The organism is Blautia sp. HA9023 (genome assembly GCF_056504095.1).
In genome coordinates, this window is record NZ_JBWLUR010000006.1 from 63861 (window position 1) to 89403 (window position 25543).

A 25543-nucleotide genomic window follows, 5' to 3' on the forward strand; every position below is an offset into this window, starting at 1 on the left:
TTTTCGTTTATTTCAGTTTGTGCATGTAAGTCAGGTTATCTAGGGAATCATCATCCGTGGTCAGCATGGTATGGATATCCTCGATCATGGTTCCAAGTCCTGTGGTCTCCTGGAAAAGGTTTTTGCCTGTGCACCAGACATTTCCGTTCTTCACTGCCTTGAAATCCGCAAGGAGCTCGCTTTTGGAAAGAAGTTCATCGATGGTCTGAAGCTCTCCGTCAATGGTACTGTTGTAGATGATATAATCCGCATCTTTTGCCTTGGCATAGAATTCTTCCATCTGCATGTTCATGGTGGAAAGGGCATTGTCACTCTCTCCCGTATCTTCCGGAACGTAATTTCCACCTGCAAGGGAGATCATCTCTGAAACATAGTCGCCGCTTTTTCTTACATTTACCGCGCCTACAGAGTTGATATAAAAGAACGCTACGGTCTTATCTGTTTTATCTACTGTAAGCACGTTATCCAGTTTGTCTGTCTGCTCTTTGAAAACTTTTTCTGCCACATCTTCTTTTCCAAGAAGGACTGCGTAAAGTTTCATCCACTCAGTTCTTCCAAGGGGATGGCTTTCATAGCTGGAACGTTCCACCATTACAGGGATCCCGAACTGTTCCAGTTTCTCCTGGACTTCCGGATTGTGATGGATCATGGTGGATTCAATGGCAAGGTCACAGCCTTCGTTCAGAATCAGCTCATAATCCGGCGCACTGTACTTGCCGGCATAGATCATCTTTTTCTGCTCCATGGCGTCTTTCGCTTCCTGGATATACCATCCGTCTTCTTTGGTTCCGGAAAGCTTGATACTGTCGATCCCGTCAATGGCCCGGAAAAGATCCATGGCTGAGGTTGCCACCAGATAAATATTGTTTAACGGCTGTTTTAAGACCGCAATATCAGAGTCCAGCCCTTCCGGAGCTTCTTTTCCCTCGGGGACTACAAGAAACTGTCCCTCCTGATCGATGGTGATCAGCGCATAGCCATCGTTGTAATAATCCACATTGAATTCCTTCGCATAGGATAGTTCCATGCTGTGGTCGAAAGTAAGGCCCGGAATATCCGCAGGCTTATGTTCTGTCTCCGCTGCCTGCACGGCAAACGCGCAGCCCAGAACAAGCGTCAATGTCAGAAATATGTATGAAATTATTTTTTTCATTTTTCTGCCTTTTTCATGCTTGAAGAATCAAAATTTAATGTGTAGTCGATCTCATGAGGTGTACTCATGGCTACGGTATCTGCAGTCACTTCCATCTCTGCGTCAAAAACTGTCACCGGGATCTCAAATGTGGAGTTTCCGTCTTTGTTCACCGGCTCGTATTTTTCGCCGTCCACGATCATGTAATCATAATTCGGACTGCTCCAGATGATGGTTGCAGTAGCTTTTTTGTCCTTGATCTCTACTTTTGCCGGGGATTCTACCGTTGCTCTTCCGGTTCCGCCTGTGAGGGTTACATCAAATTCGTAAGTTCCGTCTTCCAGTTTCAGATCTTCCAGCTTTTTTCCCTCATATTTCTTGTCATCGGAAGTTTTCTCATCTTTGGAAGCATCTGCTTTTTCTGCAGTCTCCTTGTCGGAGGAGTCTTCTTTTTTGTCTGTATCATCAGTTGTTTCTTCCACATCACCTGTCTTTACAGGATCTTTGACGCTGACTTTATGGTCATACCATTTACCTTTTTCTCCCAGAAGTGCCACATCAAATTCCTCATCAATGGCAGGTACCGGGATATCAAACCCGTAAACTTCCTCTGTATAACCGTCGCTGTATTTTACTGTATCTGTGGTAGGTTCAATGATCTCGGCGCCATCCTTCTGTGCATCTTCTGCAGTTCCTGCAAACAGATTTACGATCTTCTTGGAAACCAGGCTTACATGGATGGTCATCTTGCCATCTTTGACCGTAAGCTCTCCTTTTTCGTCATTGGCCTCATTTACATGGAACATACTGCTGTCTGTGTCAAACTCTGCTGTATAAACACCATCTTCCAGGGTATCTGTCTTGGCTGCATCTGCCTCTTTCTCATTGGAAGCTTCCGCATCCTCTTTGGAATCGTTTTTGGCAGATTCGGTTTTTGCGGAATCTGTTGCAGCCATCGCAGGCACAGAGCCAAGGGCCATAGCTGATGCACTTACCATTGCAAGGATTAAGTTTACATAACGTTTTTTCATAATAATCTTCTCCCTTCCATAGATACAGCAATCTGCCCGGAAGACAGTCTTCCTGATCTTTCCGGGCAGTTACATGGATTTCTTATAGGTATCTGAGCTCACTCAGATCGTTTCATATTTATTATTCTGCGGAATCCTCAGCGGAATCAGCCTCTGTATCTGCTGCTGCGTCAGAATCTGCGGACTCATCTGTGCTTCCGATGGAGTCGATAGCTGCTTTTGTATGATCTACATAAAGCTGCTCAACAGCCTCGATACGTCCAAGACCTGCGATCTGTGTATCAACATTCTCGAAGTTTCCGGATGCTACAAACTGGCTCTTCCAGGAATCCTCATCATCACCGGCCATATCGTTGTTTGCATGGTCTCCGGCAACAACCATCAGCGGACGAAGAACAACGTTCTTGTATCCTGCCTCTTTTACCTTCTCGATAACCTTGTCGCAGGCTGTATCTTCCGGTTTACCCTCTACAGTACCGATGAATGCGTTCTTGAATCCAAGGTTTTCCATCTGTGTCTGCATCTGATCGTATGTAATGTTAGCTGTATGAGATGTTCCATGTCCCATGAATACGAATGCTGTGCCAGCCTCAGCTGCTGCATCCATGCTGTCAAATCCGGCTTCTTTGCAAGCCTCATCTGTGATTGCCTGAGCAACGGCTTTCTTGTCATCGTTGATCACGGTTGCATCGTCTCCAACCTCACCGAGCATTGGCTCTGCGATAGCTACAGACTCGAATTTATCTTTATAGCCATTGATCGCTTCTGTCATCTCATCGTACTCAGCACCATGCATCAGATGAGTAGGCTGTACAACCAGATTCTTAACACCATTCTCTACTGCACGGTCAAGAGCCTGCTGCATGTTATCGATCACTTCATCATCTCTTGCCTCTACATGGTTGATGATGATCTGTGCTGTAAATGCTCTTCTTACAGACCAGTCCGGATAAGCTTCTGCAAGAGCATCCTCGATTCCTTTGACATCCTCTGCACGGCTGTCATTGAAGGAAGTACCAAAGCTTACTACCAGAAGCTCGTTCTCACCGATCTCATCCTGGTTACGTGGATCGTCTTTGGAAGCGTCTCCTGTGTCACGTCCGAAGTAATCCGGATCAGCGTTCTCGCCCTCTACCAGTTCTTTCTGAGCGTCTGTCAGAGCATCCCATGCTTCTTTAGCTGCCTTGCAGTCCTCATCTGTTGTGTCAGTTCTCTCCTGAACATAGATCTTGTCGATCAGAGCTGCTACATTGTCAGCTGCTTTCTGGTCTTCATCAGAAGCCTCTGTGGTATCAGCTGCCTCAGTACTCTCATCTGCGCTCTCTTCTGTAGCGGAATCATCTGCTGCCATTGCTGTTGTAGCTGCACCCATAGAGCATGTCATGGAAACTGCGAGCATCAGAGCTAACATTGTTTTTCTTTTCATTTCTTATCGTCCTCTTTTCATGTATTTCCAGAATACTGATATGTACAAAAAAACGGCTGCTTTCTGCGGCCGCCTGCTCACACACGATTCTCTCGCAATACACATAAAAAGAAGTTCTGTATTGTTATTGAGAATACAGATTCGTAGACCGCGAATCCTGGATCTCACAATAAGGCAGTTCTCCTGACTTGGTTCCACACTGCTTTCCCTTCCCGGTTTCCCAGTGGTATTTAAAAACAGCTCCCCGTTCACAGTGACGGTATCGTTCCGGATTCTCACCGGATTCTCTTTTGCACATCCGACTGGACGCAACCTTATTGCCATAACATTTGTACATATTCGATTTTACCTGGTTACTTATTCTTTTACCACAAAATCACAAAATTGTCAAGATTGCTGTCGGACGAATCATGGTGCTTCCCCTGCATCTGTCAGTTATTTTCAACATACTCCTTTCAATATTCATGCACATTATGCATGGTTTTATATGATTTATGTTTTTTATTTATGGTACAGTGATTTCCTACAACATAAAAGCAGCCCCTTTCCGCCATCACTGTGACAGCAGAAAAGGGCCGCTCATATTATTTACTGAAGTACTCCTGCTCAAGGTATCTGGCTACATAGATACCGCTGGCGGATGCATGGGAAAGAGAATGTGTCACACCGCTGCAGTCTCCGATAACAAAGAGACCTTTGTGGCAGGTTTCCAGATTCTCATCGATCTCAACTTCCATGTTGTAGAATTTAACCTCAACACCATAAAGCAGAGTATCGTCATCTGCTGTTCCAGGTGCGATCTTATCCAGAGCATAGATCATCTCGATGATTCCATCCAGGATACGCTTCGGCATAACAAGGCTTAAGTCTCCCGGTGTTGCGGAAAGAGTCGGTGTTACGAAGCTCTCCTCAATACGTGCTTTTGTGCTTCGTCTTCCACGGATCAGATCTCCGAAACGCTGTACCATAACACCACCGCCAAGCATGTTGGAAAGTCTTGCGATGCTCTCACCATATCCGTTGCTGTCATGGAACGGCTCTGAGAAATGTTTGGATACCAGAAGCGCAAAATTTGTATTGTTGGTGTGTTTTGCAGGATCTTCATAGCTGTGGCCGTTTACTGTGATGATTCCATTGGTGTTCTCATTAACCACAACACCTCTCGGGTTCATACAGAAAGTACGGACCATATCCTCAAACTTCTCGGTTCTGTAAACGATCTTGCTCTCGTAAAGCTCATCGGTCAGACGGCTGAACACCTCTGCCGGAAGCTCCACACGGACACCGATATCCACACGGTTGGAAAGTGTGGGGATCTTAAGATCTGTACATACAGTCTCCATCCATTTACTTCCGCTTCGTCCCGCGGAGATGATGCAGTAAGTTCCCTCGTAACGCTCATCACCTACAACAACTGCATAGCCGTCTTCTGTTTTCTCCACTTTGTCAACGGACGCGTCAAAATAGAAATCTACATGGGCTTTCATCTTGTCATAGAGATTCTGAAGTACTACATAGTTGATATCCGTTCCCAGGTGGCGGACAGATGCATCCAGAAGATGCAGGCCGTTCTGAAGACAAAGCTTACGGATCTCACTGTTTGTGGTGGAATAAAGCTTGGTTCCCTCTCCACCATGCATCAGATTCAGTTTATCTACATATTCCATCAGTTCTGTGGCTGTATCCTTGCCAATATGCTGATACAGCGTTCCGCCAAACTGATTGGTGATATTATATTTTCCATCGGAGAAAGCGCCTGCACCGCCAAATCCTTTCATGATCGCACATGTTTTACAGTGGATACAAGATTTTACTTTCTTTCCGTCAATAGGACATTTTCTTTTTTCCAGAGGATGGCCGGCTTCAAAAACCGCGATCTTTTTCTCCGGATCATTATTCATCAGCTCATAGGCTGCAAAGATTCCTCCAGGACCTGCTCCTACGATCAGTACGTCATATTTCATAAATAAAAACTCCTTATCTTGTGTTGCCTGTTTTCAATGTTTCGTTTTCGCACAAACCCTGTCTATTCTACAACAAGTGTTTGTAAAAGTCACCTGTTTTTTCGGTTTTGAAAAAAATTTTTCAGTCCTTCCGGAACCTGTGGATCTTAAGCTTTTTCCCATCTGTTTCCACAGTAATGGCACCGCTTTCCATGGTATATTCCACCTGGCTTCCGGCCGCTTCCAGACGCTCTACGGTTTCCGGCGACGGATGCCCGTAAGTGTTGGTGGAAGAACAGGAAATGATCGCCAGTTCCGGCTTTATTTTTTCAAGAAACGCTTCCGTGGTAGAATAACGGGAACCATGATGTCCCACTTTCAGACAGTCCACATCCTTTAATATCCCGGACGCCAGAAGCTTTTTCTCCGTGTCTGCTCCGATATCCCCGGTAAAAAGCATCTGAAATTCTCCAAACGAGAGTTCCATCACCATTGCCTCCTCATTCACATCTTTTCCTGTGGCGTTTTTCTCCGGCCACAAGATGGAAAAAGATACCAGACCACAATGCAGCTCATCTCCCTTTTTTCCTGTCACAATTTTTATTCCGGCTTTTTGTGCCGCATCCGAGAGTTCCTCCCAGGCCTCCGGCTTTTCCGCCCATGAAGGAAGCACCAGATATCCTGCCCGGATGGTCGTGAGTCCATTTCCCATATATTCCAGAAGTTCCTTCGCCCCGCTGATATGATCCTTGTCTGTATGGGAAATAAAAAGCCCGTCCAAATAAGAAATCCCCTGACTTTTCAGAGCCGGCAGAAGGCAGTATCTTCCAAGGTCCGACTGGCTGCTGCTTCCTCCGTCAATAAGAAAATGGTGATTATCCGGAGTCTCTACAAGGATGCCATCTCCCTGCCCCACATCCAGGCAGGTCACTTTCAGGTCTCCTGCCGGATGAAACCCGAGGATCAGAATTCCTGTTATCATCAATGCGCCGGCTGCTGCCCGGACTGTCCGGAGTTTCCTTTGGATCTTTCCCGGGATTCTTTTATCCCGGCTGGATAACTCTGATTTCATACCCGCTTCCTGTTCCCGCCTCATCGGTTCTTTTATATACTGTCCCATAAACAGGATTGTAATCAAAAAAACATAATATACCAGAATCTGCCAGATTTCCGGTTCCCCTCCGATCCAGGTGCTCCACCTTAATTTTCCTGCAAGGCTACATAGATATTCATAAAAAAGCAGCAATCCTCTTGCCGGCAAAATTACCAGTTTTGCAGCAGAAATACTGAAAATTCCAAGCAACAGTGCCGCCATTCCTCCCATCAGCACAAAGCCCACACTTGGAAGCACCAGAAGATTCAGAAAAAATCCGGCAAGGGATACTTCTCCAAAAAATTTCAGCATCACAGGCAGTGTCACCAGCTGAAGGGCCATGGAACTTACCAGTGCCTTCGTCCATTTTTTCTCCGCACCTGCAAGAGCACAGATTTTTTCCGCTGCAACACCGATCCCAAGAACACAGCCAAAGGACAGAAGAAAACCGCTGTCCAGAAGATACGCCGGGGATTCCAGAAGAATCATCATAGCTGTTACCGAAAGAGCAGTCATCATGTCATAAATCCGGCCGGTGATCCTGGCGCCCATGGCAATGAGAAACATGGTCACCGCCCGCATGGTGGAAATACTCCCTCCGGTCATGATCCCGTACTGCAGCATTACCCCCAGCGAAAAAATTCCCGCAGGCCAGATTCCAAGACCGATTTTTTTCAGAAGGTTATAAAGCCCCATTCCCAGAATGCTGATATGAAGCCCGCTGATGGCAAGGATATGGACAATCCCGGCCAGCTGATAACGCATCCTCATTTCCGGCTCCAGATCCTGTTTGTCCCCAAGCACCATAGCGCAGAAAAGTGGTGCGTCTTCTCCTGCCGATGCCGTAAGAATCTGCCTGCATTTTTCTTTTACCTTAAAAAGCTGCTGTCTGTATCCGGAATAAGATTCTGTTTTTTTCCGGACCACAGCTTTCTTCATAAAATAATAGATATGACGGCAGGCATAGTAATGCTGACTGTCAAAGCCACCGGGATTTGAGGGTTCCTCCACTCTTTTTAAGGTTCCTTTTACCAGAATTTTCATTCCCGGTTTCAGGTCTTCTTCTTTTTTCAAAAATACTCTTACATTTTCAATGGAAAATTTTTTTGACTGATAAATCAGATATGTTTTTTTCAGATAAACAGACTGGGAGAATTCTGTATTTTCATACTGCTCCACCTCCCCGCAGATCACAGAGCCAGGATGTGCTTCGATCCAGTCCTGTACGGTTACAGGAAGGGGATTCCCCCCAAGAAGAGGAATCCCCGCAAAATTCATAATACCTAAACCAAGCACCATGAGAAAACACAGAAAACATAATGGCCGTTTTGTCATACATGCTTCTCCCGTTTATGTAGATATTTTATTATGATTCAGTTTTGTTCTTTTTTGGCTTTTGTGCTGGCCAGCAGACTGTCATTCCATTCATAGAACTTATAAAGCTGCATATTCTGGCCAAAAGTGACTTCTTTGTTTCCCTCAATGGAAATCTCCACTTTATCCACATCCGTTGCCGCAATCAGTGTATTTACAACAGAATAAATCGGAATCTGTTCGGAAACATTTAACGCATAGTCCTGAAATACAGAGTTGTAATCCACATAGCAGATTCCGTTGGCTTTTGTCAGAGAAAGCACTTCGGAATTTTCCGGAATGGTCGGATAATGATCTTTTTCCAGAGGTCCCCTTGCCAGCTGTTCCAGTACTACGGTTGCCTTTGGAAGATTCCGCCTGTAACGGACACTTCTCTGTTCTTCTACCAGCTTGTCACCGTTCTTATTTGTAAAATACAGGGTAAAAGTGTCATAGCTGTAGACGTCCCCGTCAGATCCGGAAAACTCCACAAAAGTATCACTGTTCATGGCTCCGACTTCTTCTCCTTTGGAATTCGTGAGAGGCTTTTTTCCCACATAGATTTCCACAGAATCAATTCCCGGGATCTGGATGAAAATCTTCACCACGCCGGTACGGACCAGAAGTTCCCTGGTGCGGGACATCTTACTGTAGGCCTCGTTAAATTCCAGACGCAGAATTCCATCCTTTATAGAATAGGAAGAAATTTTTACGCCTTCCGGAAACAGTGAAATTCCATCTTCCCTTGTCTCGCAGTTGTTCAGGCTCTCCGAAAAATCCCGGAGCATCACCTCTGCAGTTTCTTTTTCCGGTGTATACTTCTCTTCTTTCAGTTTTGTTTCTTCACTGTTGATATAGTAAAAGCTGTACTGCTGTTCTGCATTTTTCTCTTTTCTTCCCGCAAAACCGATATAGGCAATCAGCCCAAGAAAGATACAGGCAGCAGTCACGCAGATAATCTTTATCGTTTTTTTCATGCTGTACCTCCTAGGACGGAATATAGGACAGAGGAATCTTCACGGTAAATGTGGTTCCCTCTCCTTCTTTGCTGGATACTTTGATAATTCCGTGATGCATGGCTATGGAACTTCTGGTAATGGCAAGTCCGAGACCGGTTCCTCCAATTTCCCTGGAATGAGATTTGTCCACACGGTAAAAACGCTCAAAAATCCTTTCTATGGATTCTTCAGGAATTCCAAGGCCGGAATCTTCAACAGTTACAAAGAAATCTTTATGATCCGCATCCAGTGTTACACGGACCCATCCTTCATCTACATTATATTTAATTCCATTCTCTACCAGATTACTGATGGCAAGCGTAAACTTCACTTCGTCCACATCTGCATTGACTGGACGGAAAGAATCCAGGATCAGGGAAATACTTCTCTGATCTGCAATCGGCCGCAGACGTTTCAGGATATTTTCCAGCAGTTCATTGATATTCATATTGGTAATATTCATATCTGCTGCCTTTTTGTCCATTTTCACAAGGGAGAGCAGATCTGTGATAATCTTGTTCTCTCTGTCAATCTCTTCTGTAATATCCGAAAGGAATTCCTGATACAGTTCCTCCGGAACCCCCTGCTGTCCTACAAGAGAGTCTGCCAGAACTTTCATGGAAGTCATTGGTGTTTTCAGCTCATGAGACACATTGGATACAAATTCCTGTCTGGATTCATCCAGGGTTTTCATTCTGGAAAGCATCTTATTAAATGCATCCGTAATCAGCGCTGTCTCTGTATAATCCGGTACGGAGATTTCTTCGTTCTGATATCCGTCTGTCAGATCTTCGATGGCTTTTGTTACCCTGGCAAAAGGTTTTACCAGTACTGTGGAAAGAATATATCCCAGGAATATGGCCAGAACTACAATAATTCCAATAATCAGGATTCCTTTCTGCTCCAGTTCCCGGATGGTTGACGTCACTTCACTGGAAGAAGCCATAATCATCATGGCACCCTGCACCTGATTTACTTCCGGGCTTTTTACCGGAACAGCCAGGATCAGCTTCTGGCTGTCGGAATCATAACGGTAGGCATCTTCCCCTTTAAAACAGTTTACTACTTTCTGGGATACCAGAGTTTTTCCCTCATCCACGCCATAGGTATCCTTAATAATCCTGAAATCCCTGTCTACAATGAGAATTCTTCCTCCATAGATATTAGACAACAACTCCAGCTTGCTGTTTACTGTCTGCGAGCTGGAGTCATTCAGATAATTCTCTTTGATAAGCAGGTCGCACATGATGTCACAGATATTTTCCATGCTCTGCACACGGTTGGCAATGGCACGGTCTTCATAGTTGGCAATGACCATTTCCGTTACAATGACACTTGGTACGATTCCCAGTATGATCAGGATGATCAGAATACGAAAGCGGAGACTTTTAAAAAACTTGCCGCTTTTTTTGATCTTCACAGCTTATGCCTGGAAATAGTAGCCCACACCCCATTTGGTGTGTACATATTTCGGCTCACTGGGATTGGCCTCAATTTTTTCTCTTAAACGACGGATATGTACGTCTACTGTACGGACATCTCCCGGATACTCATATCCCCATACGATATTCAGAAGATTTTCTCTGCTGTATACCTTGTTCGGATTGAATACCAGAAGTTCCAGCACATCAAATTCCTTGGCTGTAAGGTTAATCTCTTTTCCGGAAATAAATACACGGCGTCCTTCGCAGTCCAGCTTCAGTTCTCCGACTTCCACGGTCTTGGCTTTCTCCTGTTTGTTCTGGTTGCTGCCTGCACGGCGGATGATCGCCTTGATACGGGCCTTGACTTCCAGAATATTAAACGGTTTGGTCACATAATCGTCTGCTCCGTATTCCAGGCCCAGAATCTTATCCATATCCTCACCTTTTGCTGTAAGCATGATAATCGGGACATTGGAAAATTCACGGATCTGCTGGCATACCTCAAGACCATCCATCTTTGGAAGCATCAGGTCCAGAAGAATTATATCGTACTCTCCTGCCTTGGCTTTTTCCAGAGCTTCCTCTCCGTCATAGGCACAGTCCACTTCCATTCCATCCTGCTCCAGACTGAAACGAAGTCCCTTGACAATCAGTTTCTCATCATCTACTACCAATACTTTCCTGCTCATTTAACGCTCCTTACTTTATTGCTATTTTATCCTTTATCTTCTCATAGGTTCCTTCCTTGATACCAGGCACGCTCATAATGTCTTCTGTGGAAGTAAAAGGGCCGTTTTCTTCCCTGTAAGCGATGATCGCCAGGGCTTTGGACTCCCCTACACCTGTGAGAGTGGTAAGCTGGGATACATCAGCGGTGTTCAGATTGATTTTCTGGTCTGTACCGGTATTTTCTCCGGCAGATTCCTCTCCGTTGTTATTTCCGGGGACGGTTTCTGATGTGGCTTCCTGTCCATTCTCAGTAACCTGGATCATCTGGCTGTCCACTTCTGCCTGGGTGGGCACATAGATCTGCTGTCCGTCGGAAAGTCCCTTCGCACGGTTGAGATAACTTGCCGCAGCTTCCGGAAGATATCCGCCGGCTTTCTCAATAGCTTGGAAAACACGGCTGCCGGATGGAAGTTCATAGACTCCGGGGCTGGTTACTGCTCCGCAGATGTCTACGTAGATCGTTTCTGGAATCTCTGAGGTCTCCGGCTGCTGTTTCGCAGCTGCCGTTTCCTGTCCTGTATCCACTTGCATCTGTGCAGACTTCTTCTCAGATACTCCATTTTCCGTGTCCGTAGGATCTTCTTGTTCCGCATCCCTCCCGGATGTCTCCACACTTTCTTCCTGCACCAGTTCTTTTTCCAGAAACTCTGCTCCATCATCCTTACAACCTGTCAGTCCTGCAAAGATCAGAAACATAAATATGGAAAAAATAAGCTGAACACTTCTGATATGTGATTTTATTTTCATGGGTCAGGGGTTCACTCCTTTTTGCCGATGTGATGGCAGGTGCCCCGTTACTCATACAAAACCATACCTTATTTTAACGAAGTATTACAAATATTACAATACTTTTATTTCTATTTCCATTTGAAAATGACCACGCCTGCAATGCAGATCAGCATTCCAAACAGCTTTCTCCACTGAAAATCCGCTCTTTCCACTCCAAAAAGTCCCATCAGTTCTATGAGATAAGCCACTGCAAGCTGGGAGATCACAATGAGCATAACTGACCGCGCTGGCCCCAAACTGCCCATACTCTGGATCACGGTAATGGTAATGAACGCACCGATCACGCCTCCAAGCAGCGTATATTTATTCTCCACCTGCCACAGTGCACCGATACTTTCCCTACCTGTAAAAAGCCATGCAGCCACACAGACCAGAAATGCGGAAAACTGCACCCATCCGGTGGAAACCCACAGACTTGTCTGTTTTGTTACATTTGTGTTAAATACTCCCTGAATGCTCATCAGTGCGCCCGAGATCAGCGCCGACAGAAATCCCCACATAAAAATCCCTCCATATAAGATCCGTTCACCAGTTTTACCGTCATAAAAAGGCGCTGCTATTTCTGCAACGCCTTTCCGGTTTCTTATAGTTTATGTGGTTTTTCTGAAATTATACAAATTTTTGAGATAGATTCTTCCGGAGAATGCAATATGCGGCATCTCATAAAAAGTGGCACTTTCCGGGCAGATCGGGCGGTAGAGAGGATCTGCCACAATGATCCTGGCAGTTTTCAGTTTTTCTTCCATGGCTTCTTCCCCGCGGATGGCTTCATCTCCCCGGCGGAGGAGTCCTTCTGTGATCTCCAGCGGGCAGAGAAGCTGAACTTTTTTTCCACACTTCTGCTCTATGGCTGCTCCCAGGGAGCCCATGGTAACCGGTTCCCCGATGAGGGTGATGTCCGGAGTGGGGATAAATCCTGACAATGGGCTGTCTTTTTTTCTCAGATAGATCACCTGGTCCGGAGTTACTTTCCACAGCTCTTCCTGTCTGCCAGAAATCTGCGTTCCATTTTTCTCCGCAGGATTTTCTTTTTTATACTCAAACGCTTCATAAAAGCTCCCCGCTTCCTTCTCAAGTGCGTCCGAAATCTCATCTTCATAGCCTTCCACCGGCGTTCCCACCAGAAATGGTGTCCCGAATTTCTCTCTCAGAACATTGGCAGCCGGGATTCCCACGGAAGATACCACAAGGTTTACCTCCGCCTCACCGGCATGGGACAGATCTTCCAGCGTATCGCCCATAGCCCAGGTGGAAAGGATCTCCCACCCATATTTTTCCAGACGTCTTTTCATGGCATCTACCATCGGCTGGGGGCCAAAATCCAGGGGTGTTACTCCAAGAAGATTTAATTTCCGTTTTCTCTTCTCTGCAGCGCCGGTAAAATGTCTGGCAATCTCAGAGAGTGCCAGCCCTGCTCCATACACATAATCATGCATACCACTGGTTGGAACCGAAAACGCCGGAATCCCTGTCTCGGCCGTAAGTGCACGGGCAAGTCCCGGGAAATCCGTTCCGTTCATAAAGGGAATCGGGGAACTTGCAAGAGCAATAAATTTCGGTTTCAGTTCCTCCACTACATCTTCGATATCCCGGAGAAATTTCTCATCATTTCCCATGATCGCATCGATATCCGTAAGGCCTGAGATAAAGATCAGGCTGTCCTGGTCATACCAACGGATCTCATCGTGGGTATTATAGGTAGAATTACAGCCAGAAGGATCATGCATCACCGTCATTCCTCCAAGCTCATACAAAGCGGAACAGACACCGGACACGTCTGCCGTGTAGATCGGTATGATTCGATATGCCTGTCTCATATGCAGCTTTCGCACCCCCATCCTTTTCGAACGATCAGATCTTCCGGATCTTTTTCTTCATTGAATGCTTCCACCATCAGCTGCGCGGTATGTCTGATTCCGTCGAATCCCCAGAGCCCGCCGCCCTGTACCATATTGACAAAATTTCGGCTTCCGGTAAACCAGGCTGCTTTCTGGCCGATGGCAAGGATTTTTTCGGACTGCTGCCGTGTCCGCACCCTCATCTCCGGACGGACAGTGGAAATCAACTTCAGCTCCGGATAATTCTCCTTCAGCCAGAAAAATACCTCTTTTTCTTCCGGGCTGATACTGTCCAGAAAAACGGACTGTACCTGAAATCCATGGGTAAGGAGAAGTTTTGTAAGTCCCAGGGGCCTTGGATAAAAAAGATAATCCACTGCTATGGGAGTGTCACCGATGATCTGGTGTGCATGAGAAAGAGCCTCCTCACATTCCCGGATCTCTTTTTCGATATCCAGGCCGTTGATTTTTCCTGTTTTCCTGTTGTTTTGCTGTCCCAGCATTCCCAGCAGCTTCTCTTCCTGTTCCTGTATCTCCCCATAATCAAAACTTCCCGGCAGATACAAAAAAGGCCTTCCCAGTCTTTCGGCCTGTTTTTCTGCCCCGAATTTTCCGGCAGGGTAACAGTTCAGAATCAGACTTCCCTCTCCCAGGTTCTGATAATCCTCCCAGGTTTCACAGGTCGGTATCTCTCGGAGCAGGATTTCGTTTTTCTTCAGGATCCGGCAGATATCCGAACCTTCATCCAGCGCAAAATCACTGCCCAGAACCGTCACGCATTTTGGATCTGCCTTTCTCTCCTGCACGGCATCATACATGGCCAGGCGAAGCTTCTGATCCGGTGTGGGGCCTGTTTTCTGCATGATGGGATCCATGAAGCATCGCATAAAAAAAATCTCCGGAAATCTTTTTTCCAGCTCTCCATAGATCCGGTCCAGATCACTGCCCAGAAAATGATGGAGACATACGGTAAAAAGCAGCACTGCCTTTGGCTTCTTATCCAGACGCTTCAGGACATCTGTCACCCCTTCAATGGTCACATCCTCCAGATTTCCACCCAGAAGATCTTTTTCCTCCACGATCACAAAGGAAAAACGGTCTGCTGCATTCATTTCCGCCGCAGTCAGCACAACGCCTCGCATACAGTTGTCTGCACAGACGTAGATCTGCTGCGCTTCCGGAACCAGCATTCCCGTATGTACGATATTCCAGTTTCCGTGGGCCGGGGAATTAAATTCCAGCCCCGGCTGAAAGGGCACCGGAAAAGAAGCTTCTTTTATAAATACTTCTGTTTTTCCCGGAAACTCCCGATCGCCAACTCTTTTTAACATGTGCCATCCTCCCTGCATGCATTCAGGATCTGTTCTGCCAGCGTCCGGTATTCTCCTGCCATCTCGCTTTCCGGATAAGCTTCCAGAAGCGTTTTTCCCTGCTCCTCTGCCGCAAGAACCAGGTCACTTCTGGAAAGAGTTCCTACTACCTGGGTGTGAAAATCCTCTGCCAGCTCCCGGACTTTTTTTTCTTCTCTTGGCACATTCCGCCGGTTCAGGATCAGCCCTCCCAGAGATGCATAGCCTCTGTTTCTGAAATTTTCCACCGCCATGGCAATATTCGCCCCTGCATGGATGGCCATGTTTTCTCCGGAGGTGATGATAAATACTTTATCTGCATACCCTTTTCGCATGGGCATGGAAAAACCGCCGCAGACAACATCTCCCAGTACATCGTAGAGAACAATGTCCGGTTTATAGGTCTCATAGGCTCCGGTTTCTTTCAGTTTTTCCAGCGCAGTGATAATACCTCTTCCCGCACATCCAAGTCCAGGTGTAGGGCCGCCGGCTTCTACACAGACTACACCCCCGTATCCGATCTGCACCATATCTGCAAGTTTCAGGTCCTGGCGCTTTTCGTTGTAAAGATCCAGCACTGTGGGGACTTTTTTCCCATGCCGGAGAAGAATGGTGGAATCCGCCTTGGGATCACAGCCGATCTGCATCACTTTCATTCCTTTTTCCGCAAGGGCGGCTGCCACATTGGAAACTGTGGTGGATTTTCCGATGCCGCCCTTTCCATATACCGCAACTCTTATCATTTCCTGTCCTCCGCTTTTGTGATCACATTGGAATATGCCGTTTTTGCGGAAACTCCCCTGAGACGGCCAATCTTTCCGGATAAAGAGCTGATCACATCCTGTGGCGCATCAATGGCAATGCTGATGATGTTGATACCTTTTTCCCGGTAGGGGATTCCCATTCTCCCGATAATATATTTTCCCGCTTCGTGAAGAAAACGGTTGATGTCATCGATCACCTCATTGTTTTCCACAATGATCGAGATCAGTGCCACTCTTGTATCCATAAGATCCGCCTCTCCTTTCCAGTGTCTGTTTTACTGTCCGTTTTATCGGACTCTGTTTTGTTACTGATAATTTTCCAGGCTGAAATCGTTTTTTCTTTCCGCTCACCTTCTGTTTCCTATGCTGTCTGTATCTGTCAGCAGATCCTCGGCAGAAGTTCCCCGCCTGGCTGCGGAAGTAATGCCTGAGTTCCGATTTCCGTAGTCATGACAACTTTTCCAGGCTGGTCCTCGGTAACCTCACCAATAATGGCAGCGTCTTTGGAATACGGACATTTACGCAGTGCTTCCACGATCTTTTCCGCCTCTTCTTTTGGCGCCATGATCACCATACGTCCCTCACATGCCAGATAAAGTGGCTCCAGGCCCAGCATACCGCAGACACCTTTTACTTCCGGAGCTACCGGAACAGACGACGCATCCAGACGGATTCCCACGTTACTCTGGCCTGCAATCTCATAGAGAACGGTTCCCACGCCGCCTCTTGTGGCATCGCGGATCACATGAAGGTTATGGGTGGCATCCATCACTTCTTTTACAGTTCCCCAAAGCGGTGCACAGTCACTTGTCACATCCGCGTCGATGCCAAAATCCTCTCTTGCCAGAAGAATGGTGCATCCATGTCTTCCCACATCACCGGTCACAATGATGGCATCTCCCGGTTTTGCCAGCTCACCGCCTACCTTCACGCCATCCTGGATCTCACCCATTCCGGTTGTTGTGATAAACACACCGTCAACCTGTCCTTTTCCTGCCACCTTGGTATCTCCGGAAACAATACGCACGCCGGCTTCTTTCGCTGTTTTTTCCATGGCTGCGGCAATTTCTTCCAGCTTCTCCATGGGAAAACCTTCCTCGATCACAAAAGCACAGGTGAGATACATCGGTTTCGCTCCCATGCAGGCAAGGTCATTAACTGTTCCACAGATGGAAAGCTTGCCGATATTTCCTCCCGGGAAAAATGCCGGAGAAACAATAAATCCATCGGTGGATACGGCCATTTTTCCTGCCGGCGGGACCAGAACTGCCGCATCATCGGCTGTAAGATCCGGGTTTGCAAAATGTGCTTTAAATACTTCATCGATCAGTTCTGAGGTCTGACGGCCTCCGGCACCGTGTGCCATGGTTACTGTTTTATTATCCATAATTTTCATCTTCTTTCTACGATCGTTCAAACGGATATCAGATCTGTATCATATAGTCCGATCTTCCAGATGTGATCCTTCGTTTGTATGACATGTATTCCTGTATTATAGTCCATTAAACCGGACAGTTGATCAATCAGTTCCCATACATAAAATATGCGGAACAGGCTCCTTCATTGGATACCATACAGGCTCCTACCGGATGCTGCGGGGTACAGACTTTTCCAAATACCCTGCAGTCCGACGGTTTGCATTTTCCCTGAAGCACATCGCCACAGCGACAGGCCGGATTTGGTTTGCCTTTGATCGGCGGCACCGCATATTTTTTTCTGGCATCAAAAGCTTCCCATTCTTTCCGGAGCACCAGGCCGGATCCCGGGATCACACCCAGTCCACGCCATTCGGAATCGCAGGGTTCCATCAGTTCCTCGATCAGTGTCTGTGCCTCCGGGCTTCCTTCGCTTTTTACCACGCGCGGATAACAGTTTACAAAGAAAGGTTTTCCCTCCTGGAAACGGACCAGTGCAACTGCCAGCGCCGTAAGCAGCTCCTTCGCTGTAAATCCTGCCACTACACCACTGACGCCTTGCTCTGCCAGACGTTCGCAGAGTGCAGTCCCTGTAATGGCGTTGACATGTCCCGGGTAAAGGAACACATCCGCACTGCCTTTTAATGCCTGATAAGCCTGTGGCATGGTCTTGTTTGCCACAAGGAGAGAGTAGTTGGAAAGGCCATCTTCTCTGGCTTTTTTCACGGAAAGACAGCCTGCAGGTGTCGTCGTCTCAAAACCAACAGAAAGAAATACCACCTGCTCCTTTGGATGTTCTTTCGCATATTTTTCCGCATCTGCCGGTGAATAGACGATACGTATCCTGGCTCCTTCTGCCCTGGCATCTGCAAGGCTTTTCTTTGTCCCCGGTACACGGACAAGGTCACCGAAGGTACAGATGGTCGCCTGTTTTTCCAGAGCCAGATAAACCGCCTCGTCAATAAAGCCTACCGGTGTTACACAGACCGGGCAGCCCGGGCCTGAAATCAGCTCCACCTGCGGTGGCAGAAGCTTGCGGATCCCCAGACGGAAAATCTCGTGAGTATGGGTTCCGCAGACTTCCATGATCCGCACCGGCGGCCCCTGATATCCTTCTATGATCTCTCTTGCTGTTTTTTTCTTCTCTTCCATCACAGCAGTTCCTCCATCAGCTGGTCTGTCTCTTCCTCGTCATCGTCAGTGATCTTTGCAATGGCAACACCAGCATGTACCATCACATAATCTCCCGGCTCCAGATCTCCCAGAAGCTGGGCGGAAACTTCTCTCTTTGCGCCGCCAGCATCTACCACTGCGGTTCCGTCACTGATCTTTACTACTTTTGCTGATAATCCTACACACATATCTATGCCTCCATCCCGCATTTCTGCTGTATACTCCATACATCGTAAAATATTTCATCAGGCGGATATCTGCGATCCGCATCTGCATGATCTATCACCTTTATACTTGTCTGTGCCGCTGCACATAAGCCATTCCATATGCTGCCTGACCCAGCGCGATCCCTCCGTCATTTGGCGGGATCAGACTATGTTTCAGAACTTCAAAGCCTTTTTCTGCAAGCCCGTCATCTACCAGTTCCAGAAGAAGCCGGTTCTGGAATACACCGCCGCTTAATGCCACTTTCCGGATACCAGTTTCCTGCTCTGCTTCCTCACAGGCTGCAAGGATCTCATCCGCCAGCGCCCGGTGGAATTCGTAAGCCAGTTTCCCGGAATCTTCTCCTTCCAGCTTTTCCCGGACCAGATGTGCAACGATGTCACCTGTATTTAAAATAATCTTCCTGTTCCCGGTTTCCGGCTTTTCATCTGCACCGGTTGTTTCTACATTTCTTTTTATATCTGTTCTTTCTCCAGAAACAGTATCCACATTTTTCTTCTGTATCTCCTGCGCTCTCCACGCTTCCGCAGCAAACTCCAGCGCCGTGGAAGCTTCCCCTTCAAAAGTAGACGCCCTTCGGATTCCCAGGATCGCACTGACTCCGTCAAAAAGCCGTCCAGCACTGGTGGAAGTCACTGCATTGAGCTTTCTCTGAGCCATGGTCACCAGCACTTTTGCTTCCTGCTCTGTGCAAAGTCCCAGTTTTTGGACAGTATCAAGAGTTTTCTCCAAATCTCCTGTATTCTGCCAGATCAGGGAAACGGCGATCCGCCAGCCTTCTTTTGCGGAAACATCTCCTCCCACCTGTACAAAAGGTTGGATACTTCCAAGCCTTGTAAATCCCTGATAATCTGCGATCAGGATCTCACCGCCCCAGATCGTCCCGTCTGTTCCATATCCGGTTCCGTCAAAGGAAACACCGATCACTTTTTCCTCGCAGTCATTTTCTGCCATGCAGGATAAAATATGTGCGTAATGATGCTGCACTTTCAGAACGGGAAGCCCCAGTTCCTGGGCCACCACTGTGGAATTATATTTTGGATGAAGGTCACAGACCACCACTTCCGGCTGTACTTCCAGAAGTGTTTCCAGCCGGCCTATGGTTTCCTTCAGGGCTTTTACCGTTCGAAGATCCTCCAGATCACCCACATAAGGGGACGGATAAAAACGGTTATCCACACCAATGCAGAATGTATTCTTAAGCTCTCCACCTGCCGCGATCACCTGTCCCTTCCAGGGTGTGGAAACCATAAACGGAAGAGGTGCATATCCACGGGAGCGCCGGATCATATATGGCTCTCCCTTATAAAAATCCATCACCGAATCATCGGCCCGGATGCGGATCTTCCTGTCATGGGAAAGAATGCAGTCACATAAATAAGAAAGTTCTTCCACAGCTTCATGATCGTCTCTGCAGATCGGTGCGCCGGATGTGTTTCCACTGGTCATCACCAGAAGCTTCGGCATCTCAATTCCATCGTCATAATGAAAAAGAAGAAGCTGCACCGGTGCGTAGGGAAGCATCACACCGACTTTTGGATTCCCGGGAGCGATACTCTCACAGAGTTCCGCTGGTTTTCCGCATTCTGCCTCTGATCTGCCCTGGTCTTTCCCGATGTTCTTTCCATATTTTATGAGTTTCGCATCTGTTTTCTGTCCACAGGACATCTCAGTAAGCTTATCCAGCAGCAGGATCGGTTTCTGATGCCCGGTAAGGATCTTCTCCTGCTCCTCACTGACCTGACAGACTTCTTTCACGGTTTCCAGATCCTGTGCCATCACCGCAAAAGGCTTCACCGGACGCCGTTTCAGTTTCCGGAGCCGCTGTACGGCCTCCTCACTGGTGGCATTACAACAGAGATGAAAACCACCGATTCCCTTGATGGCCACTATCCCGCCGGAAACAATGGTCTTCCTCGTATAAGTGATCGCCTCCCGGCCACGTTCCTCTCTTCCAATGAGATAGACCTCCGGCCCGCAGTCATTGCAGCACACCGGCTGGGCGTCATAACGTCTGGTGTCCGGATTATGGTACTCATCCGCACAGGACGGACACATGGGAAATTCTTTCATGCTGGTACGCTCCCGGTCATAGGGAAGGGAATCGAGGATCGTCAGCCTCGGGCCACAACAGGTACAGTTGATAAACGGATGCAGATACCGCCTGTTTTTTGGATCAAACATCTCTTCCTTACATTCGTCGCAGATGGCAATATCCGGAGAAACAAAGATCTCACCCTTTGTCTTCTCGCTTTCAATGATATCAAACTGCGTAAATTCCTCCGGCTCCTCCACCGGTTCCACCAGAAGCTTCAGGATGGCCGCACGCTTCGGCGGCCTGTTCTCGATATCTCCGATAAAACCGTCCACATCCTGCTGCCTGCCCTGGGCAAAAATCTCCACATAGGGTCCTTTATTGGACACACTGCCACGGATTCCCCTTGCCATGGCATGACGGCTGACCGTAGGGCGGAACCCCACCCCCTGTACGATTCCGTAAACACGGATCATTTTTGTAATTTCGCACTCCATATGTTCTCCATTCCCTGTAACCAGCTCCCCTGATCCGGTTACAGTATGTATGTAACTTTATGCCCTGCTCTTAAGTCTACCTGCACTTTCCGGATACCGCAAAATGCACCGCATCCACAAACACACCGGAAAACGTCTTTGCCATCCGCTTCATACAGGGATCTGCAAAGATCACATCATATCTGCCTTTTTCCACCAGATCCATGTAATCTTCCTCATCTTTCAATGGCACATCCCCCTCTTCCCGGAGATCTTTTTCCATGAAAAACCAGCTTGCCACTGTGATCTCTCCATCTGCGCCACGTTTCTGAAGTTCCTCTCTTATGGAACCGGCCATTACCTGCTGCTGCACGATGAGAATTTTTTTCCCTGCATACTCCATATCCGGCACCAGTTCCTCCACCAGCGGATATCCCACCTCATAAGGCGTTCCGAAAGTTTTCTCAAGATATCTGGCACATTCCAGTGCCGCTGGAGAAACCACGATATTTTTTTCCACAGAGGAGGCTTTTTTTACTTCATCAAGCCCATCTCCCATTCCGTAGCAGACTGCCTGGTGCCCCTGAGACTTAAATTTTTCCCGGAGCTTATCTGCCGCCTTCAGGTCACTGACATCCTGTGGCGTCATTCCAAGGATGCCCACCCTGCCCGTCTCCACCGGCAGTTTTTCCCGGGCAAAAACTTTAAAAAGTTCCAGATAAGCCTTCCGTTCTCCCCCGTCATAAAGCTCCATTCCATCGGTATTTACCGCAAGTACCGGAAGGTCTGTTTTTTTCTCGCACATCCGCTTCAGTGCCTGATAATCCGTTCCGATCACGGCGGGCACCGGCGTTCCGATCACTGCCGCAAAGCCTGCCTCCACCTTTTCTGCCGCATCCACAAGTTTGGCAACCAGGCGGTCATCCCGTCCCAGGATGGCATCCATGTCCCGAAGTCCCGCACTGAACACGGCACTTTTGCGCTCAAACCATCTTGGCTCATCAAAGCCGCAGACATTTCCCGTACAGCCTCCGGCATCACAGATCACGATGATCCCGCCCAGCTCATACAGAACCGACACTGCTCCTGACTGATCCGGGGCAAAGGGTGTCAGATATTTCCGAAGTCCTCTCATGCTCTCTCCCCCTTCCCCTTATCCTGCTCCGCCGCAGTCTCAAGGAGTGCCTCAAATAATCTACGTACCCCTGCATACCCATAAGGCTGACGGTCCTGATTCCAGACTACATTAGGCTGATCCGGATGATAATATCCCGCATCCTTACCAATCGTAAGATTTACGCCACTCTCTACTGGATCATAATACAGCATGGTAGGTTCCATATTGGAAAAAATCTTCGTGCCCGGGCTCAACTTAGCCAAATGTCGTATGTATACAAAATTCTCAGCTGTAATAGTTCCATAGATCTCCGGCACCTGAAATCCATAGCGCACCAGCGCAAGTGCCAGCTCAAAAGGATCTCCGTTCATGCACTCCCCTACTGCAAAGGAGGCATCCGGACAGACTTTTCGGAACTGTTCCACCGCCCTGGAAGCCTCATCCTTATACTGCTCCTGGTCAAAAGCCACCCCAAGGACCTGTCCCAGAGCCCGATACTGATTTTCGATCTTATCCATCTGATAGAGCCTTCGAAGCTCAATAAACGGGATCTTCAGCCGGTTATGAAAATCCTCTGCCGCAAACCTTGCTTCCGGATGAAGCACCAGATTGAAATTAGCCTGGGACATGGTCCGGTATTCCTCATAATCCTTACATCTGGAAATCTCATGGATGGTTTTTACACCAGCCTGATGTAGCAGATCATAAAACTCACAGTCATCCACCAGCGGCGAAAAAAATCCCAGGAGATTGACTACATTTCCTTTTTTCTTCTGTGGTTCCAGAAGAGAATATAAGGACTGGCGCACATGGACCATAGGCGGCTTCCTGCCCTCACGTGTCAGCGCATACATGTAACAGGGACGCACCGGAATATCCACTTTTTCCTCTGCTTTCCGACAGACACGTTCCATATCCGTTCCCAGAAGCGCATCCACACAGGTGATGCAGATCATCACCACCGACGGCTTCTTCTCACAGCAGTCGCAGATCTCTTTTACCGCTTTGGGGATCTTTTTCAGATGACGGCCTGTGACAATATCTGTCTCGTCCATCATCAGGTAAAAAAAACGGTCATTATACTCCGGCATGGAACTGATAAGAGAAGTATTTCTTCCACAGCATCCGGGCGCCACGATCAGCATAATGGAATCCGGCACTGCAAGCCCCGCACGTTTTACCCCGAAGCCTTCCGCTCCCGGAGAATTAAATGCCAGCGTTGCCGGAGAACTGTAGATCAGATGTTTCCCGGAGATCATCTGCGGCGGGATCGCTTCCGGTCCAAGCCGTTCCAGTTCTTCTGCTGTTGCAAAATATGCTTTCTTTTTCATACGTCCTCCTTCTCCTGCACAGTCCCTTCACTCTCCAGCAGCTTCCGCGCCAGCGCAAAAAATTTCTCACTGATCTCAGAATTCTCATCACCCTCGATCACCGTTTTTCCCTGGTCTTCCCAGCGGATGATCTCATCACTCCTGGGAATCTCACCAACAATAGGAATATTACTTTTTTCTGCAAAAGCCTGCACCTTCTCGGTCTCATTCTCCACATTCCTGTGGTTCAGCACGATTCCAAAGATCCTCGCATAGCTGCGGTCCTCAAAATTCCGAACAGCACTGGAAATATTGTTGGCTGCATAGAGCGCCATCTTCTCCCCGGATGTGACAATGAGGACTTTTTCCGCATAGCCCTCCCGGATCGGCGCCGCAAAACCACCGCACACCACATCTCCAAGCACATCGTAAAGTACTACATCCGGCTTCCAGGTCTCAAAAAGCTTCAGATCCTCCAGAAGCTGAAACGTTGCGATGATCCCTCTTCCCGCACAGCCAAGTCCCGGTGTGGGACCTCCGGTCTCAATACAGAGAACGCCGCCAAAGCCCTCCTTCGATATATCTTCCAGTTTCTCCGGCTCCTCATCTTCTTCCCGCATATAATTCATCACCGGCCGGAGGGGTTCTCCTCCAAGGAGATTGATGGTGGAATCCGCCTTTGGATCGCACCCGATCTGGATCACTCTTTTTCCCATGGCCGCAAACGCCGCCGCCAGGTTGGAAGTCACTGTGGACTTTCCGATACCGCCCTTTCCATATACTGCTACCTTCAGCATAAAATCCTCCCTTACTGAATGCGCCTGCTCCTGCAGGCATTTTACATAAAAAAAGCTCCTTCACCACACAAGGTGAAAGAGTCCCGTATTCCGCTCACAAAGCAGCTAAAGCCACGCTAAATGAACAACAATTCCCGCTCGGATCATACCTTGCTGTCAAAGTCTGTTACCTCTCTATTTGGCTTTCATGACACATCATTCGGATAGAAAGAAAATTTGTAATAATATTTTTCATTCCGTCTGATTTTTCTGTTTTTATTATACAATAGCAGCTATTAGTGAGTCAATTGCAACTCTGACTTCTTACACAAAAAAAGACTTCTTATCGAAATATTTTTAAGCATTTCGACGAGAAGTCTTTTCTCTGCTCTGCCGGATGGGAAGCTCCGGCAAACGTATTATTCTGATGGATCCTTACTGAATAGAAACTACGTGATATCCACGATCTTCAACAACTTTTTTCAGTTCTTCGTTGGAAATCTCTCTGTCATAGGAAACCACTGCCTCACCTTTTTTCAGGCTGACTTTGGCTGCCGCTCCGTCAATACGGTTGATGGCTCTAGTGACGCTGGCTACACAGTTCTCACAGTGCATTCCTGTGATCTTCATAGTTTTCTCACCAAGCTTCGTTCCGTCCAGTTTCTTCTTCGGGATTTCCGGTTTGCTGCCGCCTCCACAGCAGGCACCCTCACCTTTCAGATGTTTATATGCGCCTTTTCCGGCAAACAACATAATGATGATAACAACGATGACAACGATTGCATTTGCCATAATGATCTACCTCCTGGTTACTTCTGCATTCCGCTGCAGCCTGAGCACCCGGAGCAATGACCGGAGCATCCGCCGCCACAGCCGTTGGTACGTGTATTACCGGCACAGCCAACACAGCTGAGCCCCTGTTTCTTTCTTGAATAAAGATAACTGATCACAAATATACCATATGCGATCACAAGCGCCAGTACAATAATATCCGCTATCATACTCATATCTGTCACCCTTTCTTTTGCTGTACAGCCTATGAGACGCTGCCAGCTATTGATAAATACTACCAGGTTCATTATAACACAGAAGACCAGGTATTTACATACCCGGCCTCCTTATGTTTCTTATCATTTCCGCTGTTTTC

The 25543-nt window shown here is 47.6% G+C and carries 23 protein-coding genes and 1 riboswitch; all 23 genes read right to left on the reverse strand.

All coding sequences use genetic code 11. The features are described 5' to 3' along the window. Nucleotides 1-7: 7 nt before the first annotated feature. On the reverse strand, nucleotides 8-1153 hold the full coding sequence (locus AC04Q6_RS04455) for an ABC transporter substrate-binding protein (RefSeq protein WP_244832627.1): 1146 nt from the start codon (nucleotides 1151-1153) through the stop codon (nucleotides 8-10). After that, nucleotides 1150-2163, reverse strand: coding sequence for a hypothetical protein (locus AC04Q6_RS04460; RefSeq protein WP_178745991.1), 1014 nt, complete (start codon nucleotides 2161-2163; stop codon nucleotides 1150-1152). The genes AC04Q6_RS04455 and AC04Q6_RS04460 overlap by 4 nt, the downstream gene beginning before the upstream one ends. Before the next feature lie 121 nt (nucleotides 2164-2284). Further along, entirely contained in the window at nucleotides 2285-3589 is a 1305-nt protein-coding gene (locus tag AC04Q6_RS04465; protein WP_021977503.1) for a sirohydrochlorin cobaltochelatase, read from the reverse strand. Nucleotides 3590-3745: 156 nt separating this feature from the next. Then, nucleotides 3746-3921, reverse strand: a riboswitch (cobalamin riboswitch). Nucleotides 3922-4173: 252 nt separating this feature from the next. Further along, nucleotides 4174-5553, reverse strand: coding sequence for an NAD(P)/FAD-dependent oxidoreductase (locus AC04Q6_RS04470; RefSeq protein ID WP_021977504.1), 1380 nt, complete (start codon nucleotides 5551-5553; stop codon nucleotides 4174-4176). Between the two features lie 121 nt (nucleotides 5554-5674). Then, on the reverse strand, nucleotides 5675-7960 hold the full coding sequence (locus tag AC04Q6_RS04475; RefSeq protein ID WP_215706383.1) for a DNA internalization-related competence protein ComEC/Rec2: 2286 nt from the start codon (nucleotides 7958-7960) through the stop codon (nucleotides 5675-5677). Nucleotides 7961-7998: 38 nt separating this feature from the next. Next, entirely contained in the window at nucleotides 7999-8955 is a 957-nt protein-coding gene (locus AC04Q6_RS04480) for a GerMN domain-containing protein (protein ID WP_174088129.1), read from the reverse strand. A 10-nt stretch (nucleotides 8956-8965) separates the two neighbouring features. Then, the gene (locus AC04Q6_RS04485) at nucleotides 8966-10396 is read right to left on the reverse strand and encodes a sensor histidine kinase (RefSeq protein ID WP_021977507.1); all 1431 of its coding nucleotides are present in this window, start codon (nucleotides 10394-10396) and stop codon (nucleotides 8966-8968) included. 3 nt (nucleotides 10397-10399) lie between these two features. After that, a complete protein-coding gene (locus AC04Q6_RS04490) occupies nucleotides 10400-11089 on the reverse strand; it encodes a response regulator transcription factor (protein ID WP_021977508.1) in 690 nt (229 codons plus the stop codon). A 10-nt stretch (nucleotides 11090-11099) separates the two neighbouring features. Further along, entirely contained in the window at nucleotides 11100-11876 is a 777-nt protein-coding gene (locus AC04Q6_RS04495; protein ID WP_244096080.1) for a ComEA family DNA-binding protein, read from the reverse strand. 110 nt (nucleotides 11877-11986) lie between these two features. Then, nucleotides 11987-12418, reverse strand: a complete 432-nt coding sequence (locus AC04Q6_RS04500; protein WP_021977510.1) for a DMT family transporter — start codon at nucleotides 12416-12418, stop codon at nucleotides 11987-11989. Nucleotides 12419-12508: 90 nt separating this feature from the next. Further along, complete coding sequence (locus tag AC04Q6_RS04505; protein WP_476389551.1) at nucleotides 12509-13735, reverse strand: nitrogenase component 1; 1227 nt, start codon at nucleotides 13733-13735, stop codon at nucleotides 12509-12511. Beyond that, a complete protein-coding gene (locus AC04Q6_RS04510; protein ID WP_476389552.1) occupies nucleotides 13732-15087 on the reverse strand; it encodes a nitrogenase component 1 in 1356 nt (451 codons plus the stop codon). The genes AC04Q6_RS04505 and AC04Q6_RS04510 overlap by 4 nt, the downstream gene beginning before the upstream one ends. Continuing rightward, nucleotides 15081-15848 carry a nucleotide-binding protein gene (locus AC04Q6_RS04515; RefSeq protein ID WP_476389553.1) on the reverse strand — a complete coding sequence of 256 codons (768 nt, stop codon included), beginning with the start codon at nucleotides 15846-15848 and terminating at the stop codon, nucleotides 15081-15083. The genes AC04Q6_RS04510 and AC04Q6_RS04515 overlap by 7 nt, the downstream gene beginning before the upstream one ends. After that, on the reverse strand, nucleotides 15845-16114 hold the full coding sequence (locus AC04Q6_RS04520) for a TM1266 family iron-only hydrogenase system putative regulator (RefSeq protein ID WP_118070726.1): 270 nt from the start codon (nucleotides 16112-16114) through the stop codon (nucleotides 15845-15847). Before AC04Q6_RS04520 ends, AC04Q6_RS04515 begins: the two co-directional genes overlap by 4 nt. Before the next feature lie 134 nt (nucleotides 16115-16248). After that, nucleotides 16249-17256 carry a hydrogenase expression/formation protein HypE gene (hypE, locus tag AC04Q6_RS04525; RefSeq protein ID WP_174088132.1) on the reverse strand — a complete coding sequence of 336 codons (1008 nt, stop codon included), beginning with the start codon at nucleotides 17254-17256 and terminating at the stop codon, nucleotides 16249-16251. A gap of 136 nt (nucleotides 17257-17392) precedes the next feature. Then, nucleotides 17393-18436 carry a hydrogenase formation protein HypD gene (hypD, locus tag AC04Q6_RS04530; protein WP_119247808.1) on the reverse strand — a complete coding sequence of 348 codons (1044 nt, stop codon included), beginning with the start codon at nucleotides 18434-18436 and terminating at the stop codon, nucleotides 17393-17395. Beyond that, nucleotides 18436-18645: a HypC/HybG/HupF family hydrogenase formation chaperone gene (locus AC04Q6_RS04535; protein WP_022426401.1), complete on the reverse strand. Its 210-nt coding sequence runs from the start codon at nucleotides 18643-18645 to the stop codon at nucleotides 18436-18438. The genes hypD and AC04Q6_RS04535 overlap by 1 nt, the downstream gene beginning before the upstream one ends. Before the next feature lie 100 nt (nucleotides 18646-18745). Continuing rightward, entirely contained in the window at nucleotides 18746-21214 is a 2469-nt protein-coding gene (locus AC04Q6_RS04540; RefSeq protein WP_119247807.1) for a carbamoyltransferase HypF, read from the reverse strand. Nucleotides 21215-21290: 76 nt separating this feature from the next. Next, nucleotides 21291-22328: a nitrogenase component 1 gene (locus tag AC04Q6_RS04545; RefSeq protein WP_244832630.1), complete on the reverse strand. Its 1038-nt coding sequence runs from the start codon at nucleotides 22326-22328 to the stop codon at nucleotides 21291-21293. Next, the gene (locus AC04Q6_RS04550; RefSeq protein ID WP_119247806.1) at nucleotides 22325-23641 is read right to left on the reverse strand and encodes a nitrogenase component 1; all 1317 of its coding nucleotides are present in this window, start codon (nucleotides 23639-23641) and stop codon (nucleotides 22325-22327) included. Before AC04Q6_RS04550 ends, AC04Q6_RS04545 begins: the two co-directional genes overlap by 4 nt. Further along, a complete protein-coding gene (locus AC04Q6_RS04555; protein ID WP_118062705.1) occupies nucleotides 23638-24417 on the reverse strand; it encodes a nucleotide-binding protein in 780 nt (259 codons plus the stop codon). The genes AC04Q6_RS04550 and AC04Q6_RS04555 overlap by 4 nt, the downstream gene beginning before the upstream one ends. 414 nt (nucleotides 24418-24831) lie before the next feature. Then, nucleotides 24832-25188: a heavy-metal-associated domain-containing protein gene (locus AC04Q6_RS04560; protein WP_021651583.1), complete on the reverse strand. Its 357-nt coding sequence runs from the start codon at nucleotides 25186-25188 to the stop codon at nucleotides 24832-24834. A 17-nt stretch (nucleotides 25189-25205) separates the two neighbouring features. After that, on the reverse strand, nucleotides 25206-25403 hold the full coding sequence (locus AC04Q6_RS04565) for a FeoB-associated Cys-rich membrane protein (RefSeq protein WP_119247825.1): 198 nt from the start codon (nucleotides 25401-25403) through the stop codon (nucleotides 25206-25208). Nucleotides 25404-25543: the final 140 nt, after the last annotated feature.